At 63.1% G+C, this 16,238-nt stretch carries 18 protein-coding genes; 14 read left to right on the top strand and 4 right to left on the bottom strand.

The features are described 5' to 3' along the window. Positions 1-725: 725 nt before the first annotated feature. Entirely contained in the window at positions 726-3,155 is a 2,430-nt protein-coding gene (locus FHS29_RS27475; RefSeq protein ID WP_312865128.1) for an ATP-binding protein, read from the top strand. A gap of 79 nt (positions 3,156-3,234) precedes the next feature. Next, the gene (locus tag FHS29_RS38535; protein ID WP_376774476.1) at positions 3,235-4,269 is read left to right on the top strand and encodes a DNA cytosine methyltransferase; all 1,035 of its coding nucleotides are present in this window, start codon (positions 3,235-3,237) and stop codon (positions 4,267-4,269) included. 449 nt (positions 4,270-4,718) lie between these two features. Here the strand turns inward: FHS29_RS38535 and FHS29_RS27485 are convergent, their stop codons facing one another. Together FHS29_RS27485 and FHS29_RS27490 are read right to left on the bottom strand one after the other, a co-directional pair. After that, positions 4,719-5,444, bottom strand: coding sequence for a 5-formyltetrahydrofolate cyclo-ligase (locus tag FHS29_RS27485; RefSeq protein ID WP_184695422.1), 726 nt, complete (start codon positions 5,442-5,444; stop codon positions 4,719-4,721). Between the two features lie 11 nt (positions 5,445-5,455). After that, positions 5,456-6,622 (bottom strand): helix-turn-helix transcriptional regulator, encoded by a 1,167-nt coding sequence (locus FHS29_RS27490; protein WP_184695424.1) that lies wholly within the window; start codon positions 6,620-6,622, stop codon positions 5,456-5,458. A gap of 556 nt (positions 6,623-7,178) precedes the next feature. Here FHS29_RS27490 and FHS29_RS27495 point away from each other — a divergent pair. From FHS29_RS27495 to FHS29_RS27510, 4 genes are read left to right on the top strand one after another with little or no spacing between them, the layout of a single operon-like run. Beyond that, entirely contained in the window at positions 7,179-7,445 is a 267-nt protein-coding gene (locus FHS29_RS27495) for a hypothetical protein (RefSeq protein ID WP_184695426.1), read from the top strand. A gap of 13 nt (positions 7,446-7,458) precedes the next feature. Next, positions 7,459-8,034 (top strand): bifunctional DNA primase/polymerase, encoded by a 576-nt coding sequence (locus tag FHS29_RS27500; protein WP_246440882.1) that lies wholly within the window; start codon positions 7,459-7,461, stop codon positions 8,032-8,034. Beyond that, a complete protein-coding gene (locus FHS29_RS27505) occupies positions 8,031-8,369 on the top strand; it encodes a hypothetical protein (RefSeq protein WP_246440883.1) in 339 nt (112 codons plus the stop codon). Before FHS29_RS27500 ends, FHS29_RS27505 begins: the two co-directional genes overlap by 4 nt. A gap of 39 nt (positions 8,370-8,408) precedes the next feature. Continuing rightward, positions 8,409-9,302 carry a phosphotransferase enzyme family protein gene (locus FHS29_RS27510; protein ID WP_184695429.1) on the top strand — a complete coding sequence of 298 codons (894 nt, stop codon included), beginning with the start codon at positions 8,409-8,411 and terminating at the stop codon, positions 9,300-9,302. A gap of 4 nt (positions 9,303-9,306) precedes the next feature. Here the strand turns inward: FHS29_RS27510 and FHS29_RS27515 are convergent, their stop codons facing one another. Continuing rightward, the gene (locus FHS29_RS27515) at positions 9,307-10,725 is read right to left on the bottom strand and encodes an NsdA family TPR-like regulatory protein (protein WP_184695431.1); all 1,419 of its coding nucleotides are present in this window, start codon (positions 10,723-10,725) and stop codon (positions 9,307-9,309) included. A 196-nt stretch (positions 10,726-10,921) separates the two neighbouring features. Beyond that, positions 10,922-11,290: a GntR family transcriptional regulator gene (locus FHS29_RS27520; RefSeq protein WP_184695433.1), complete on the bottom strand. Its 369-nt coding sequence runs from the start codon at positions 11,288-11,290 to the stop codon at positions 10,922-10,924. 125 nt (positions 11,291-11,415) lie between these two features. Between FHS29_RS27520 and FHS29_RS27525 the strand changes: the two genes are divergently transcribed. The 8 genes from FHS29_RS27525 to FHS29_RS27560 all read left to right on the top strand — a co-directional run bounded on the left by FHS29_RS27525 (position 11,416) and on the right by FHS29_RS27560 (position 16,146). Beyond that, a complete protein-coding gene (locus tag FHS29_RS27525) occupies positions 11,416-11,814 on the top strand; it encodes a hypothetical protein (RefSeq protein ID WP_184695435.1) in 399 nt (132 codons plus the stop codon). 204 nt (positions 11,815-12,018) lie between these two features. Then, positions 12,019-12,381 carry a hypothetical protein gene (locus tag FHS29_RS27530; RefSeq protein WP_184695437.1) on the top strand — a complete coding sequence of 121 codons (363 nt, stop codon included), beginning with the start codon at positions 12,019-12,021 and terminating at the stop codon, positions 12,379-12,381. After that, on the top strand, positions 12,356-12,616 hold the full coding sequence (locus tag FHS29_RS27535; RefSeq protein ID WP_312865122.1) for a hypothetical protein: 261 nt from the start codon (positions 12,356-12,358) through the stop codon (positions 12,614-12,616). The genes FHS29_RS27530 and FHS29_RS27535 overlap by 26 nt, the downstream gene beginning before the upstream one ends. 6 nt (positions 12,617-12,622) lie before the next feature. Further along, complete coding sequence (locus FHS29_RS27540; RefSeq protein ID WP_184695438.1) at positions 12,623-12,844, top strand: hypothetical protein; 222 nt, start codon at positions 12,623-12,625, stop codon at positions 12,842-12,844. Between the two features lie 424 nt (positions 12,845-13,268). Next, a complete protein-coding gene (locus FHS29_RS27545; RefSeq protein WP_376774475.1) occupies positions 13,269-14,309 on the top strand; it encodes a cell division protein FtsK in 1,041 nt (346 codons plus the stop codon). Between the two features lie 73 nt (positions 14,310-14,382). Next, entirely contained in the window at positions 14,383-14,841 is a 459-nt protein-coding gene (locus tag FHS29_RS27550; RefSeq protein ID WP_246440884.1) for a hypothetical protein, read from the top strand. Positions 14,842-14,882: 41 nt separating this feature from the next. Then, entirely contained in the window at positions 14,883-15,179 is a 297-nt protein-coding gene (locus tag FHS29_RS27555) for a WhiB family transcriptional regulator (RefSeq protein WP_184695540.1), read from the top strand. Positions 15,180-15,294: 115 nt separating this feature from the next. Then, positions 15,295-16,146 carry a hypothetical protein gene (locus tag FHS29_RS27560; protein ID WP_184695542.1) on the top strand — a complete coding sequence of 284 codons (852 nt, stop codon included), beginning with the start codon at positions 15,295-15,297 and terminating at the stop codon, positions 16,144-16,146. The last annotated feature ends 92 nt before the right edge of the window (positions 16,147-16,238 follow it).

Here is a 16,238-nt window from a genome sequence, read left to right on the forward strand (position 1 = left end):
AGGAAGCTCAGCGACAGCCTCGACAGCCAGGCCTGGGGTGCTGCGGTACTTCGCTGCTGCACATACGGCTCAGGGCCTTACCGAAGGATCTCGGTAAGGCCCTGAGCTGCGTCGGGGTGACAGGATTTGAACCTGCGACCTCTTCGTCCCGAACTACCGGCAGCAAGGTCGTCGTCGGTCTTTGCCGAGGTAGGAAGGTCGACCACAGTCACGCGTGGCCGGTCCTGGTCGGGCCGGTTGCTGTACTTCGCTGCTGTACCGCAGCCTTCCGACCAGGCACTACCGGAGTACGCCGACGCCCCGCCTAAGACTGCCGAGGTGCCACGCCAGCCGCAGCCTGCTGTACCTTCACGTCAGCATTTGGCACCTGCGGATTGCTGGTGGTTTCCAGAGGGTTGGAGGCTGGCTGCAACTTCTTGGCCCTGCACAGTCGGTAGCAAGATCGGGGCCAGTTTGCAGGTGGCTTAGACCACCGATGGCAGGCCCCAATGGTCATCAACCCACCACTAGTCGCTACTTGCTAGATGTTCGTTGCTGACGCTCGCTCATCGGATTCGTCGCGATGAGCGAATCTCGCAACCGTAAGATCATCTCGACCGCTCGGTTCGAACACATGATCGAACGGTTTGCGGGCGCTACACCCGATATGGTGACAGGCGCACGCCAAGCGTCGATCTATAATTTGGGGTCAATGAAAACGCAGCTAGGGGAAACAGTTGACCGAAGTGTCAGAGCACGGTAGCCCTGTAGCGTATGTACAGGTTGAGATCGATTATGCGATTTTGCAGCACTTCTCGCAGCACCTGTACTCATCGCCCAACAAGGCTGTCGAAGAACTGGTCACCAATGGCTATGATGCTCTGGCCACGAAGGTAAACATTTACCTCCCCGGAACCTCGGCTCGGGATTGCGTTCTCGTGTGGGATGATGGCGATTCCATGGATCTCGATGGCATTCGCCAATTGTGGTGGATCGCGCGGAGTCCAAAAAATGATGGTTCCGCTCGGGTAGCTCGGTCGGTCACCCGTGGAATAGAACGAGCAATGATTGGCAAGTTCGGTATCGGCAAACTGGCAAGTTACGCGCTGGGCGACCGGATATCACATCTGTGTCATCGTGACAATAAGTACTATCTTATCGCAGTATCGTATGGAGAAGCACCCAAGGTTAACCCTGGCGAGGCCGCCCCACCCAAGGGGTTTCAAGTACCGGTTATGGAGTTGTCCGAGGAAAGTGCAAAAGCGTTCGCCAAAAGCCTCTATAGGACAATTCCCGGTAACTTCAGTGAAATCTGGGCTCAGCCATCCTGGACGCTTGCTGTCATCGATGAGCTGAAGGATGAAATTAACCTAACCCCCGGCCGTCTGCGTTGGGTGCTGGGCAACGGTATGCCGAGCAGGCCCGACTTCAAGGCCTACGTCAACCAGGTTGTGGTTACACCAAAGGTTGAGCAGGGGGCACTAGTCACATGGGATGCGTCCGACAAGGTAGTCAAGGAACGTCTTAGGGGAGAATGGGACGAAGCCAAGAAATCTGGTCGCGTACAGGGTGACATAAAATTCGCCAAGAAAGGCGATAGCCACGTTGTAACAATGCCCAGTCTCGGGGACGTCCGTTTGCAAGTGAAGCTGTACGATCGATCCCTTTTTCAGAAAGATCGATCAGAATCAGGAAGAAGTGAAGGCTTCTTCGTTATGGTCCGCGATCGCCTGCTGAACCCAGACGACCCTAAACTTTTTCTGCACGACCCATCTTACGGTGCATTCAATCGGATGCAAATCTTTATCTGGGCGGACGGCCTAGACAGCGATCTTCTCGCGGACCGTGAACGTTTGCATCGACTGGCCCCGACTGGCGTCGAACTTGAAATTCTTCAGATCGCTCTCTATCGAGCTGGGCGCAATAAGCTAACCGCAACCGAGTCGCACGCAAGACTTGAATCACGCGTAGCAGAGCTCCCTATTATCGCCAGAGAGTACCTTCGGGATCCGCTCACTGCGCTCATCATGAACGAGCCCGGCGGTGATCTGACTGCCGTTAACCCCGGCCAGACTCGTATGACGATCGAAGCTAATGGAACTAATGGCCCACTTTCAAAGTTAGATGTAGCCGGGAATCGTATCGTTACCAATGTCGATCACCCAATGTATGTAACGATGCTAGAAACTTTCGGCCGTAGTCGAAGAAGTCAAGAAGCTCAAAAGCTTGTAGAAATGTTTGCGGTCGCAGATCTTCTACTCAAGGGTCGACTACTCGATCTAGGTGTGGATATTGATATTGTCGACAACGTGATGAAGTGGCGTGAAGCTCAGCTGCGGTCACTGCAAGCCGGGTTCAAGCAGAGTCCGGATCTGGTGATCAAAGAAGTGATCGACACGAGTTTCAAGGGGCATAAGCCATTCGAGCAGGCGTTGGCTAAGCTTTTTCAACTCATGGGCTTCTACGCCGAGATAGATGGGGCATCTGGACAGAAAGATGTTCTGGTAATCGCGCCAGTAGGAGAAGAAGAAAGACGCTTCACGGTAGAAGCGAAAGGCTCAAAGAAGGCGCTGTCGAACGACGATGCTGAAATCAGTGGCGCGGCGGCCCACGCGATTGAAGTCGGAGCACTCTTCAGTGTCGTTGTGGCGCGCGAGTTTGCAGGATTTTCCAGGCAAGCGGATGGCTCGGAGCCAGCCATACTCAAAGAGTGCCGAGCTCAAGGCGTCGGCGTGTCGATCATCACCGTCGATGCCTTGGTCGATCTCTACGAGGCGGTTAAGCGCCATCAATACTCTTTGCCTATGATCGCGGAGACACTGGCGGAAATCTGTTCTCCCGAAGAGAAAAAGCAGCGAATCGCTGAAATGCGAAATCCCGTCGCAGCCAACTTCGATTGGCGTGACGTCTTTGACGAACTCTGGAGTATGCAGCAGGGGACGGCCAGTCAAGAACCGGTGTCCACGCTAGCGCTTCGCCAGGCAAGGCCTGAATGGAAAGCAATGTCCCGCGAATCTTTCGATCAAGTTCTCGTTGGCCTTGATTCTTTGTCGGGAGGTTTGCTAAAGGTAAACACGTCTCAACATACTGTAAACCTGCTGCAAGCACCGGAGATGGTTGCGTCCAAGATCGCAGCTTCCGTCGAAGGGTCGTCGGGTGCAGACAAGAACTCTTGATATTTCGTTGCCACCTCTGTGGCAGGCCGGACTCAGATGGCGATATGATCACGTGGTGACCGCTACAGCACCAACCGCAGTGGACTTGTTCGCAGGGGCCGGAGGGGCGACCCAAGGGCTTCGAGACGCTGGTTTCGACGTAGTAGGTGCTGTAGAGTTTGATTCAGATGCATGTCATTCTTATCGTCTGAACCATCCAAGAACCAGGCTTTGGCAGTCCGATATACGGTCCGTGTCAGCCGTACGAATGCGAAGCGAACTAGGGCTACGCGTTCGCGAACTTACCCTCCTGAAAGCGTGCCCGCCATGTCAAGGGTTTTCGACTCTTGCGGGAGGCAGGGCCATGGATGAACAGCGCAATGATCTTGTCCACCAGGTGGTTCGGTTCGCTAGGGCATTCATGCCTAAGGCGATTCTACTTGAAAATGTCCCGGGGCTTGCACGCAATAGGCGCTTCGGAGAATTGACTGAACAACTGAGTGAACTGGGCTACTCGTTCGGCAGCTATAAGTTGAACGCTACGATTTTTGGTGTCCCTCAACGACGCAATCGCTTGGTAGTTCTTGGCGTTCGGAGCCGCCGCGCGAATATTTCTCCTGACATCTGGGAGATCCTAGATAGGCATCATGCTCCAGCATTGGCTACAGCGGGAGAAGCGCTGCAGAGATTGAGTAGGCTGACGCGCAAGAATGATCCACTTAACCGCCATCGGTCACTCAATAAGATTACTGCTGAACGCGTTAAGGCAGTCCCCGTGGGGGGCACCAGGTTCGATCTTCCTCCGAAGTATCGGCTTCGCTGTCACGACGAATTGGACAGTAAGGGAGGGCATCGTGCCACAGCCTCTTATGGTCGAGTAAGGCTTGATCTCCCTGCGCCCACGATGACTACGCGCTGTACGACGCCTGCGTGCGGCTCCTTTATCCATCCGGTTGAACATCGCGGTCTGACTCTCCGGGAAGCCGCATACTTCCAAACCTTCCCGGTAACATATGACTTTGTGGGCACCTACGAGTCGATTGAACGCCAAATAGGTAATGCCGTTCCAGTGGAAATGGCAAAGTACCTAGGAATTGCCGTGCTAAATTCCGTCAGTAAAGCCGGATTGGTATAGAGGCGAGGCACCTTTCGTTGGCAAGACTGTGGGCTGGTCGATGCCGCCAAGGCGTCGAGCTGTCCACAGGTGCGGCAGCCGAGCGCCAAGACCAGCCCGACCAAGCCGACACTTCGGCGCTCGTCCCAAGCTCCGAACGCCGGAAGCATGACCGCAACACAAGCGAATCGGTCGGACCACGCGGTTCCCTGCGGGGGTCGCTGGCCGTGGCCTCCGGCTGTTGTGGGCGGGCTCCGGTGCCTCGCGTGTCGCGCCCGTGGGCCGCCAGGCCCACGTTGGCGCGACCGACAACCTCGCCGGAGCCCGCCCACAACAGCCTGAACAGACACGAACGGCCAGCGGCCCCCGGAGGGGGCCGCCTTGATGAAGAAAAGAAACTTTGAACACGCCGGTTAGGCACGCCAGGCTCTCGACACCACTAGAGAACCCAAAGAACGGCGAGTCAATGACTATCCGTGTACCGGCGGATGCCGGGCCGCAAGTGCAGGGATCGCGGCGACCTTGTCTGGTGGGAGGTCTTCCCAGTGGAGGCCTTGCGGGCGTCGTGGTTCCGGGCAGCGGATAACGGCTTCCGGAGTGACGATCACGTCTACGCTGAAGTCGTGGCGGGTCTCGGGCAGCTCGCCGTCTACGACCTGGAGCGAGTGGACCGTTGTCACGATGGTGGTCTGTGGGCCGATGAGTCCGGCTTCTTGGAGCAGGGCCATTTCGATGTCTGAGTAACCGGCGCCCTTGCCGAGTCGTACGCCGTGGCGGTTCACGGCCACACTGCCGCAGACGACCAGATCAACGGCCCGCATGGTGTCGACGTCGGTCGGCTTGCCAATCCGGGTGGCGGTGTGTCGGTCGGCCGCCGTGTCGGGTGACACGTCGAGTTTGGCCGGGTCGAGCAGGAGGAACGGTTGCTCGTGAGCCAGCTTTGGCACGGCCATGTAGACGATCTTGCCTTCGCGCAAGGCTCGGGCGCGGACGGGTTGCTGGGCCGTGTCCGGCACCACTTTGACCACTCGGGCGTTCTGCCACTCCGGCAGCCCAGCGAGCCTGTCGGCGGCTTCCTTGGCACCGAAGAACGACGGGATGCGACCGTGCACACCAGGTGGAACGGCTTGTTCGCGTTCCAGAAGCGCCCAGACACGCTCGCGGGCTGTCTGCTTGGCCTGGTCGACATCCGACACCTCGCGGCCTCCTATCGAGCTGCCATCAGGGACATCATCCGGTCATAGACATCCTGCACGTCGGCTTGCTGACGCCACGGCTGCATTTCGCGGCAGGTGTCGAACATGATGTTGAGACCGCCGCCGCCCCAGGTCAGCTCGATCACGTCCATCGCCTTGTGCAACGTGCCGGTCGCCTCGTCCACCTTCCCCTGCCTGAGTCGGGCCAGGCTGAGGTTGCCGAGCACGATCGCTTCGGACTTCGAACGGCTCCGCAGTTGGGCAGCGGTCGCTTCGAGGATCGTTTCGGCCTTCCCGGCCTGGCCAAGGAAGAGGTAGCACGATCCGGCGAGCCGGCCGTGCTGTGTCGGGGAGAAGAGTTCGAGCGCGACGTCGTCGTTGTCGATCTGGCCGAATCGGCGGCCGGCCTCTCCGAGCGCGCGTTCACAGTCGGCCTCGTGGCCCATCATGGCGTGAGCCTCGGCTGCGTGGAGCGTGGCGAGACCGGTGAGCACTTGGCTTGTCTGCGTGGTCCTGTCGGCTGCCTGCATCGTCAGCGCCAAGCCGGCTTTCGGGTCCTTCCGGCCGTAGAGCGCGACAAAGCTGCTGCGTAGCAGGGCAAGCCCTTCGGCCGTGGAGTCACGGACCCTTCGGGCAGCCGTACGTGCCTGGTCGAAGTACTGCTGTGCTGAGCGGTGGTCTCGGCGCTGTGAGGCGTCCCAGACCAGTTGGCCCATGAGGATGGCGCACTCGGCCTCGACCGTGCTCAACTCCCGCCTGACGTGATGCGCCTCCGCGTGGGCCGACAGGAACGTGATGCGGCCAAGGGCTTGACCGGTCTCCGCCAGCAGGGAAGTCGAGGGCGCTCGGTCGTACCGCTCATCGAGTTCGCGGACGTGCTGTTGCAGCTCGGCAACAGCAACCAAGTCGACGGTGGCCGGGTGCCGCAGAGAGCGAGCGAGACGATCATCCGGCGTGGCCTGATTCGAAGTGCCTGCTGCGAGCAGTTCGTCAAGCCGATCCAGGGACACCCGCAGCAGCCTGGCCAGCTTCGGCCGCTGATACGGCAACGGTTCGCTGGTGCCGGCTTCCCAGCGCGCCACCGTTGAACGCTCCACATGGGCAGCTTCGGCAAAAGACTCTTGGGTAAAGCCGGACGCTTTCCGAGTGTTGGCCAGTCCAGTTCGCCGTACTGCCATCGGGTGACCTCCTGGCGTGGCTTGCCGTACGTGGCGGAACGCCTTATCGCAGGTCAAGCATACCGGTGAGACGTACATGCGTCGCTCGTGCCTCCGCTGCGCTCTTTCCAGAGCCCGCGTGCCCGGATTGAGTGGAATGGAATACGGAATCTTAGCGGGCTCGTTGGCTGCGAGGCGAGGTGCGATTCGATATGGCTACAGATCCCTGGTGGTTCGAGCCCTGGGGGCTCACTCTGTGCGCGCTCGCTCTGGTCGGGCTGGGACGAGTCCTGATCATCCTATTCGGACGCACGAAGTAACGGGTGCCTCAAGAAGATGCCGTTCACCGTGCGACTCAGTGCGAAGAAGTTGCTCCGCGCCGCCCGCCTGGCGGGGCTGAGATCGAACTACGCGCTGGCGAAGAAGATGGACGTTCACCAGTCGACCTTGAAACGCGTCCTCGACGGCACACTCCAGCCCGGACCCGCGTTCATCGGCGGAGTGTTGGCTGCGTTGCGGCCTATGCAGTTCGAGGACTTTTTCGAGGTCGTACCCGACGCCAAGGAGGTTGACCTCGATGACCAGGGACGAGTTGCTGTTCAGCGCCTGGCTGACAAGCCTCAACTTCCGGCTGGGCCGCTACGCCGTCCGACTCCTCGATGAGGTCAACCCACTGGCCACCACCACCTACACGACCGATCTGGCCAGCGTCGAGGCGCAGCTTGGCGACGAGTTGCGGGAGCTGGCGAACGCGCTACTGGACAAGGCTGCGGGTCTGCCTTTCCCCGTGCAGCCGGCGGCAGAACGGCCGCGCACTCCGATGCCCGAAATCCCCGAGTTCTGAACGAGGTATGGCAATGCAGTTCGATGATGCGAAGGACTCTCCGAGAAGTGCCACCGAGGCCGCTGCCCGGTACGCGGAGAGCGGATGGCCGGTGCTGCCCGGCGCGGTGTGGCACGACGGGGCGTTCGTAGACCCGGCCACCGGGAAGCCTGTGGACGATGTGAAGTTGCGACCACTACAGGAGGCGACCACCGACGTGACCTTGGTGCGCCAATGGTGGAACACCGACGGCGACAGCAGCCCCGCGATCCTCGGCGTGACCGGGCCTTCGTTCGGCGTCGTCTCCGTCCGTGTGAGCCTGACCGAGTCGATCATGTCTCACCGGTGGTTCAGCACGCGGCCGACGCCCGTTCTCTCCATGCCGGGGATGCCGATTGCGCTGTTCATCGTTCGGCCACCGTTCCCAGCCGGGTTCGACCGGGACGAAGTCCGACACTTCAGTGACGGCTCGCTGTTCCCACTTCCGCCGACCACCGCCGCCGACATGACGGTCACGTGGCTGGTTTCGCCCTGGCAAACCTCGGGCGCACTGCTCACGGCGGACGAGTTCGCCGAAATCGTGACCGGCGTGGAGACGACCGCAGCATGAGCGACCACATCACCACGGAACCACTGTGGGACGAACGGGGGTTCGCGGCGTTCCTCCGGGGTCTGGTCGAAGACGACGCCCCGCGGCTGTTCGCCGTGGGCCTGGAGTACGGCGAACGCCATGACGCGCACGTCGCCGCGTACGGCATGGCCTTCGAAGACCACACCGAAGTCATCTCCTGCGACGGCTCGCTCCGGGTGCAGACCGTGCGACCGGAGGACGTTCTGCGCCACTTCGATGACGGCAGCGCGAAGGCACGTCTCCTGTGGCTTTCGGAGTCACTGCCGACGAAGCCAAGCGAACGCGCTCCGCAAGGGGCGGACCGTGATGCGTGAAATGATCGACAACAGGACCCAGCAGAGAGGGCCGAAGGCGTGACGGCACGATTCGATGAGCAGACAGCGCGGACGGTGTTGGCTCGTGCCTGCGTTGCCGCCCAAGTGGAGTGCACTGACCCGCAACTGCTTCGCTTGGGCGAGAACGCCATCTTCCGGTTGCACGGAACCGGAACGGTCGTTCGGATCGCCCGTGGCGTGGCTCATTGGGACGACGCGGTCAAGGAAGTGAACGTCGCCCGATGGTTGGGGCGCAACGACTTCCCGAGTGCCCGAACCACTGATCTGCCGCAACCGATCCTCGTTGACGGCGGCTACCCGGTGACGTTCTGGTCGTTCATCGAGGGCCGGACCGGTGGGCCTGGCGACGTTGGGACGTTGGCCGCGTTGCTGCGCCGGCTCCACGCTCTCCCCCGGCCTGAGTCGTTCGAGCTGCCGGAACAGGAGCTGCTGGAGCGGGTGGAGCCGCGCATCGAATCGGCTCCGATCGACTCCGATGACAAGGACTTCCTGCTCGGCCACCTCGACCGGCTCAGCGCCGAGATCGCTTCGCTGAGCTACGAACTGCCTGCCGGCCCTGTGCACGGTGACGCACATGTGCAGAACCTGATGTTCACGGGCTCCACACCAACAGTGATCGACTTCGAGGCGTTCTCATGGGGTCAACCCGAGTGGGATCTCGGGATGACCGCAACGGAGTATGTGACCGCCGGCTGGTGGACAGCCGAGCAGTACCGCACGTTCGCTGATGACTACGGCTTCGACGTGACCCGGTGGGAGGGCTTTCCCGTGGTGCGGGCGACCCACGAACTGAAGATGACGACGTGGGTCATGCAGAACGTCCGGACCTCCGAGAAGGTTGCCCAGGAGTACGCGACTCGTATGGCGACACTGCGAAAGCGGGAGAACATCGGCAAGTGGAGCGCCTTCTAGGTCGTCACGCGACACGCGACAGGACGACGGCTGTTCCCAGCGTCACCTCGGGGTAAAAGGCGATGATCTTCTCCGCAAGCTGACCTGCGAGCGGGTGACGACCGTGGGACTCACTCAGCGCGCGGTGGAAATCTACGAGGTAGCGGACGTAGCGGCTGGACTGGAGAGCTCCGGTCGTTTCGATCGCCTGGATAGCGAGAGCTGCGGCTTCATCGACATCGCCGTTCGTGAGAGCCCCGGCCGCTGACACCATCCCGATGAACGCCCTGGTCCGTGGCGGTGTGTCGTCCGGAGCGACGGCGAGATCCGCGAACCGGCGAACCTCGGCGGGCCGTCCGAGGTCTCGGAAACCGTGGGCGGCCTCGCCGGCCAGCTCGGCGGCGGTGAAGTACCGAATCCACTCGGGCTCGTTGGCCGGGTCGAACTTGCTGAACGCGAGTTCGGCCCTGGCCAGGACGCGGGCGAACTCCTGGCCTTCCCCGCTGCTCGCCAACGCCCGTGCTTCCATCGCCAGGAGCATCGAGCTCACTGCCGGGGTGGCGAGTCCTTGGGCTGCGGTCTGAGCGGCGCGGGCGAACTGGACCGCGTCGCTGTGGCGTCCGAGGTAGTTCGCCTGGTGGCTGAGGTTCGAGAGGAGCCGCGCTCCTGTGACCGGGCTTTCGGCTTCACGCGCCAGGCGTAGCCCTTGGATGAAGTAGCGCTGAGCTGCGGCGTGTCGTCCGGCGTCATAGGCGCTCCAGCCGAGTAGCTGTGCCACGTCGGCGGCGGCGCTGAACAGCTCCCGCCGGACCGGTGCGGGGTGGGCCTGGCGCAGCAGGGGCGCGATCTCGGTCTTGAAGTAGAACAAGAGCATCCGCCGGACGTGTCCGCCGCCGAACTTGAAGTCGAGGTCCATGAGGTGCGCGGCGGTCGTGCGGATCGCTGCCGCCGCTGTGGCTCCGGAGTGCATGGCGGGGTCGTCCGCCGCTGCGACCTGCAACCGGTCTCCGAACAGGTAGCCCGTGATGGCCCCTGACGTGGATGCCGGGTTCCACGTGGCGCTCAGCAGGCTGGGTTGGTCTTCGAGGTCGGCAGCGGTGAGCTTGCCGAGCTGGTCGAGCGCCGTGGACGAGCTCACGGGGTACTCGGCGGCGTCTGCCGTGGCGTCGGTGCCGACAGGTTGAAGGCCTCCGGTGAACCCGATGTCTTCGGGCTTGACCAACCTGCCCAGCTTCGCGCCCAAGGCAAGAGCTATGTACTGCTGCGTAGCGGCCTTGGGGCTCGTCCCATCCAGCCAGCGTTTCACCGACACGTGGTCGGCCGCGATGGTCTCGCCATCGCGCGCAGCGAGTTCGCGCACCCGTGCGGCCAAGCCCTTGTTGCTGACCCCGGCTTCCCGCATCACCGCCGCCAGGAGCCGGTTCGGTTCCTTCGTCACAGCCATCTGATCACCCTCTACACGTGGGTGCGCACCCCATCACGCACACCCCGTGCACCCCCTTCGTGTCCTGATGCACCCCTATGAGCACACTGTCACACACCCCGTGACCTGGCGTTTGCTGTTCCTATGACAGATAAGCCAAGCGAGTTGGAAGTCATCCGCGACCGGCTCCGGTGCATCGCCGACGAAGTGTCCGGGCTCAGCGAGGCTGTTGGTCGACTGGAGCGGCGCCGCCGCCTTCGAGTCGTTCCACCCGTTGACGCAGGTCAGCGACTGCGGAGCCGAGATCATCGAGAGCCTTCATGACGTCGGCAGTGGTCACGGGCGGCGCGGTGGCGTCGGGGTTGCGGACGTATACCCCGACGTTCGGGATGCGGGTGATCCACCCTTCTTCGACCAGGACCGCCAGGGACCGCTGCACGGTGGCGTTGGTGGTGCCGTACTCGGCGGCGAGTTGTCGAACCGGGGCCAGACGTTCCCCTGGTCGCAGGTCGCCACCCGCGATCTTGCTCGCGATCTTGGCAGCCACCTGTTGATAAGGGTGACCAGGCGAGGCTTCGAGATCCATGCGCGCAGGTTAGCGAGGCTGTACTAGCGCGTGCGAGCACCACTCGAACGGAGTAGTGACGTACTAGTACGTATGAGGTCTACTGGTTCTAGTACGTATCAGGCGCGAGCGCGGAGGTTCTTGAGATGGCGTTGCAGGACTTGCCGGTGATGTTGAGCGGATTCCGGCTGATGATCACTGAGGCTCCGGCCGTGAAGATGAAGGAGCTGGAGGACGGCTCGGTGACTCCGGTCGTGGACCGGGTGTCGGGTCAGGAGCAGTACGTGGTGACGGTGTTCGCGAAGCCGTTGCCGGTGGATGGTCGGCGTGCCGGCAAGGGGGAGGAGATCCGGGTCAACCTGCCGGGTGACCCCGGTGAGGGGTTCGAAGAGGGGATGTACGTGGAGCTGGTGAACGCGGTGGTGAACACGTACGAGATCCCGGACCGGAACAACCCCCGTGTGATCGCGTCGGCGGGCCTGTGGTTCAAGGCGGCCGGGTTGAAGCCGGCGGTGCGCCCTTCGGTGGTGCCGAACGCGGCCTGACGTGCCGTTCGTGTTCACCTCCCTTTGAGTTGATTCCCTAAGCCGTTTTTCTGGGCTGCTTGTTCCTTGAGAATTCCACAGTGGGTAGAGCCATGCCTGAATCCGGCGCACTTTGTGTGGTGTGCCGGGATGTTCGGCGGTGTCAGGGGTGTGTTGAACGGCTCCTGACATCTGCCGTGTGTCCCGTGTGGATTGGAGGCATGAATGGCGCTGTCGTGGCGTTTGCAGAATGCCGCTGAAGCTGCGTTAGGCACAGTGATGAACGAGGTCGGCGCTCACTGTAGGCCGATGAACTGGTCGGTCGACCAGTGGCATGGGTCGGACAGCCGGATCCATTTGTCAGGGTTTCCGGGTGGCGACTACGACGATGAGGAGGGTCTGACGGTAGCGGCCGAATGGGTATCCGCGTTGGGCCTGACCGCGCGTTCGGATCTGTCTGGCTTCGGCGTGGTCCGGTACTCGGGAGTCGTGGGGGATGACGTGGTGGTCATGGTCTGGGCGGTTGCCGATCGTGAGGTGTTCGAAGGGAGGAGGGCCGCGGGTGTCCGGTGTCAACAGGCGGGCTGAGCAGCGGTACGGGAACCTGGTCAACTCGATGGACTTCGTGACCGAACAACTCGGTCCGATCGGGAAGCTGATCGACAGGATGAGGGACAACCCGGCTCCGCCTGGTTCGTGGCGGGTGACCCCACCGGACGAGCTGAAGAAGATGCTCGCCGCAGTCCAGACCAAGTTGACCGCGTTGAAGGACACGGCGGTCAAGTACGAGACCGAACTGAAGACCCGTGAGTGGAAGGTCTGAATGGTCGTGTCGAATCAGTTGAATCTGGCGCTGGAATGTGTCGATAAGGCGATGGCGCAACTGCGTGTGGCGTTGCGGGACGTGCCGTATCGGCGTGAGGGCTTCCGATCCGATCACACGGCGTTCGTCAAGTCCATGGCACAACTGCGGGTGGCGTTGTCCTATTCCCGTTCGCAGCTCGAATCGCCTTCGGCGCGTCGCCGGCGGCGAGGTAGTCCGCGCACCTAGCGCACCAATCAAACCAACGTTCGGCAACGGCCGGTCACCTGCACGGGTGGTTGGCCGTTGCCCTGCCTGAGGGGAAATGACTATGTCGAAGTCGGTGGTGGGGACGTCCCGGCGTTCCCCAGGGTGGGAGTTCCGCACAGTGCGGTGGTTGGTTCGCCATCCCGGTGGGGTGGCCGGCGGTGGTGGGTTGGGGGCCGCGTTGGTCGAGCTGGGCGCGACTGCGACCGGGGGAATCGTCGGCGGGGCGGCCTTGGGTACGGCTGCGTGGTACCGGGGGCATCCGGACTCGTTCGACGCGTGGGCGGCCCCGGTGCTGCGGGCTTGGCGTCGCCGGTGGGCCGGTGCCTATACCGGTCGCAGGTGGGTGGGGCTGATGGGCTCGTGCGAGTTGACGAAGACGCATCACAGGACGGGGGAAGTCCTGGTGCCGCGTGTGTTGCGGGTGCGGTCGTGGTCGGCGTCGATCGACACGGTCAGGGTGCGCATGGTGCCTGGTCAGGCGCTGCGGGCGTTCTCCGCCGTGCTGCCGGAGCTGGCGGCCACGTTGAAGGCCGAACGGGTCGCGGTCGAGCAGGGCAAGCCCGGTGAGGTGGTGTTGATCGTCCAGCGGGACGAACCGTTCACGCACGTCATCCCGGCACCGGAGATGCCAGAGTCTTCCGACGCGGTGGACCTGCGGTCGCTGTGCCTGGGGGAGACGGAGCTGGGCGGTGAGTGGCGTGAGCCGCTGATCGGCACCCAACATCTGACCGCCGGCGCGACCGGAGCGGGGAAGAACTCGGTGGTGATGGCCAAGCTGCGGGCGGTCGCGCCGATGATCCGTGACGGCCTGGTCCGGCCGTGGGTGTGTGACCCGAAGCTGTTCGAGTTCGTCGCGCTCAAGCCGATCCTCGACGGCCGGTATGCCGACACTCCGGAGGACTGCGCCGAGCTGATCGCGCGATTCGTGGACAACATGGGCCGCAAGCAGAAGCGGTTGCAGCGCAAGCGGAAGCGGTCGGTGCCGGTGTCGCGGGAGAACCCGGTCGACTGGCTGATCATCGATGAGGTCGGGTTCCTTCTGGCCTACAACGCCGAGTATGCGCACGAGATCACCTCGGCGTGCTCGGTGATCTCCAGCATGGGCCGTGCTACCAACGACATCCTCGACGTCTACGTGCAGGAACCGTCCAAGGACGTCGTGCCCATCCGGGACCTGCTCCCGCACCGGGTGTGTCTGCGCGTCACCAGCGAGCGACACCCTGACATGGTCCTCGGGGACGGTGCCCGCGAACGAGGCGCGATCGCGGACGAGATCCCTGCCGACGAGTCCAGCGCGGGTATCGGGTTCCGCGTCGACTCCCGCTCGCGCATCCCGCGACGGGTGCGTGCGGCCTACACCTCCGATGCCGACGTTGACGCCCTGGTGGCGTTCGTCAAGGCCGGACCCGCCGACTCCGGTCCGGGTCTGCGCGCGGTCGCCTGACCGCTTCCCTTACCCACCAAGTTTTTCCTCGCACCTGTGGAGCCTTGTCATGCCTTGCAACAGTTCCCGGTCATTGGACCGGATCATCCGTACCGTGCGTTCGCTGATGCGTTCACACGGCCTGCCGCGCCCGGATCGACTGCTGATTTCCGCCCCGTCGCGGTCGGTGCACCTGGAGTTCAGTTCCGGTACCGCGCCCGACCGGTTGGCGGCGCTGCTGCTCTGGTCGACCCAGTTGGAGGGCGTCCGGTTGACGTGGACACTGCGGCCGGACCGCACGCTGACCGTGGCCGCGACCGCCCGAACCGCGGCCGGCCTGTCCTTCGGGCTGACCGCCTCGGCTGCCGTCACTGACCTCGACGGCATCCCTTCCGGAGAGCGCGAGAGCGCCCTGGTGGTGCTCGCGGGGATGTTCCGCCTGGCGCCCATGGTGGTCGAGCCCGTGACCTTCGAGGAGGTAGCCCGCTTGGTCCATCTCGGCCGCGCGGTCGCTCGCCGTCGCCTGGTCGCGTCCGGGGCGGTGGCGGCATGACCAGGACCGACCACCCTGGTTACCACGGCTATCGCGCCCTGATGTTGGCCCTGTTCGGCAGCTCAGGCCAACCTCCTGCCTGGCGGGACCAGGCGGCGTGCAAGGGGCAAGACCCCGAACGGTTCTTCAGGCCAAGCCACCACGGCCAACAGGACGCGGCGACGGTGTGCGCGGGCTGCCCGGTCCTCGACCGATGCCGAGAAGACCAGATCGGTTGGGAAGCACGGGGGCCGGCTGCACGGCGTTACCGCCCTACCGGCGTCGTCGGCGGTCTGACCGGCCGTGAACGCCACGCCGTCCACTACCCGGCATCCGGCCTGCGGAAGGACGCCGCCTGATGTTGCAGTTCGCGATTCCCGTGAGGCTCCGCACCCTCGGCCGACTGCTGATCCGGGCCGCACGCGACAGCTAGCCCCATCAGCCATCTGCGACTGCTGAAAGGAGGTGAAACCGTTGTCTCGCAGGCACAAGGACACCAATGAGCCGGACGAGACACGGGCCGTGCGGCGGCTGCGTGCCCGCCTCGCCGAGTCGCACCAACTCCACGGACTTGCCGAAGACCCGCTGCTGCACGCCGTGCGACTCGAACGCTTCCGCGTCTCGATCACCCGCTCCATGTGGTTCTTCCTCGCGCTCGGTCTGGGGTTCACCACCACGGGCGTGCACGAGTTCCTGGCCGGACGCCTCGCACCGACAGATCCGATGTGGTGGGGCTCCTGGCTGGTGGAACCTGGCTTGGCCGGAATCCTGGTCACCCTCCTGCGTTGGGAAGCCGAAATGCTCTCGCGCGGCCTGGCCGTCGACGCCCGGCCCGTGCTGTGGCTGAAGCGCCTCCTGCTCGGCGCAACCCTCGTCACCAACGTGTGGGCCGCATTGCGCCCCGCCTTCGGGCCGGTCAACACCGGGATGGTGTTCCTACACCTGGTCATCCCGCTGGTGGTGTTCCTCATCGCCGAAGTGATGCCGGTAATCCAACACCGCTGTAACGCCGCCAAAGACCGAGCCCTTGCCGCCGCAGACCCCACCACCACACCGACGTCACGACCGGTGCCTACCTCGGCCGCCGTGCCCCCGGCCTCCTCGGCCGCACCGTTGGCACCCAGGATGCCGGTCAAGCTTCCGGCCCACCTGCAACAGCAGCTCGCCGAGAAAGCGGCACAGGTCCGTGCAGAGGACCGCACCATCACCCCTGCCGACGTGCAGGACGCGGTCAACGTTCCCGACGCCTACGCAGCCCGTCTCGCCGAACAACTGAACGCCGCGACCACGGCCACCAACGGCCAACCCGTTGCTGCGCAGGGTTGATCCGATCGGCCAGCAGTCCACAGCAGCAGACACCAGCGGGGCATGACCAGCATCACCGGTCGTGCCCCGCTTTTTCGTCGTTCTCCACCACT

It is taken from the genome of Saccharothrix tamanrassetensis, assembly GCF_014203665.1.
GTDB classification, from domain to species: domain Bacteria; phylum Actinomycetota; class Actinomycetes; order Mycobacteriales; family Pseudonocardiaceae; genus Actinosynnema; species Actinosynnema tamanrassetense.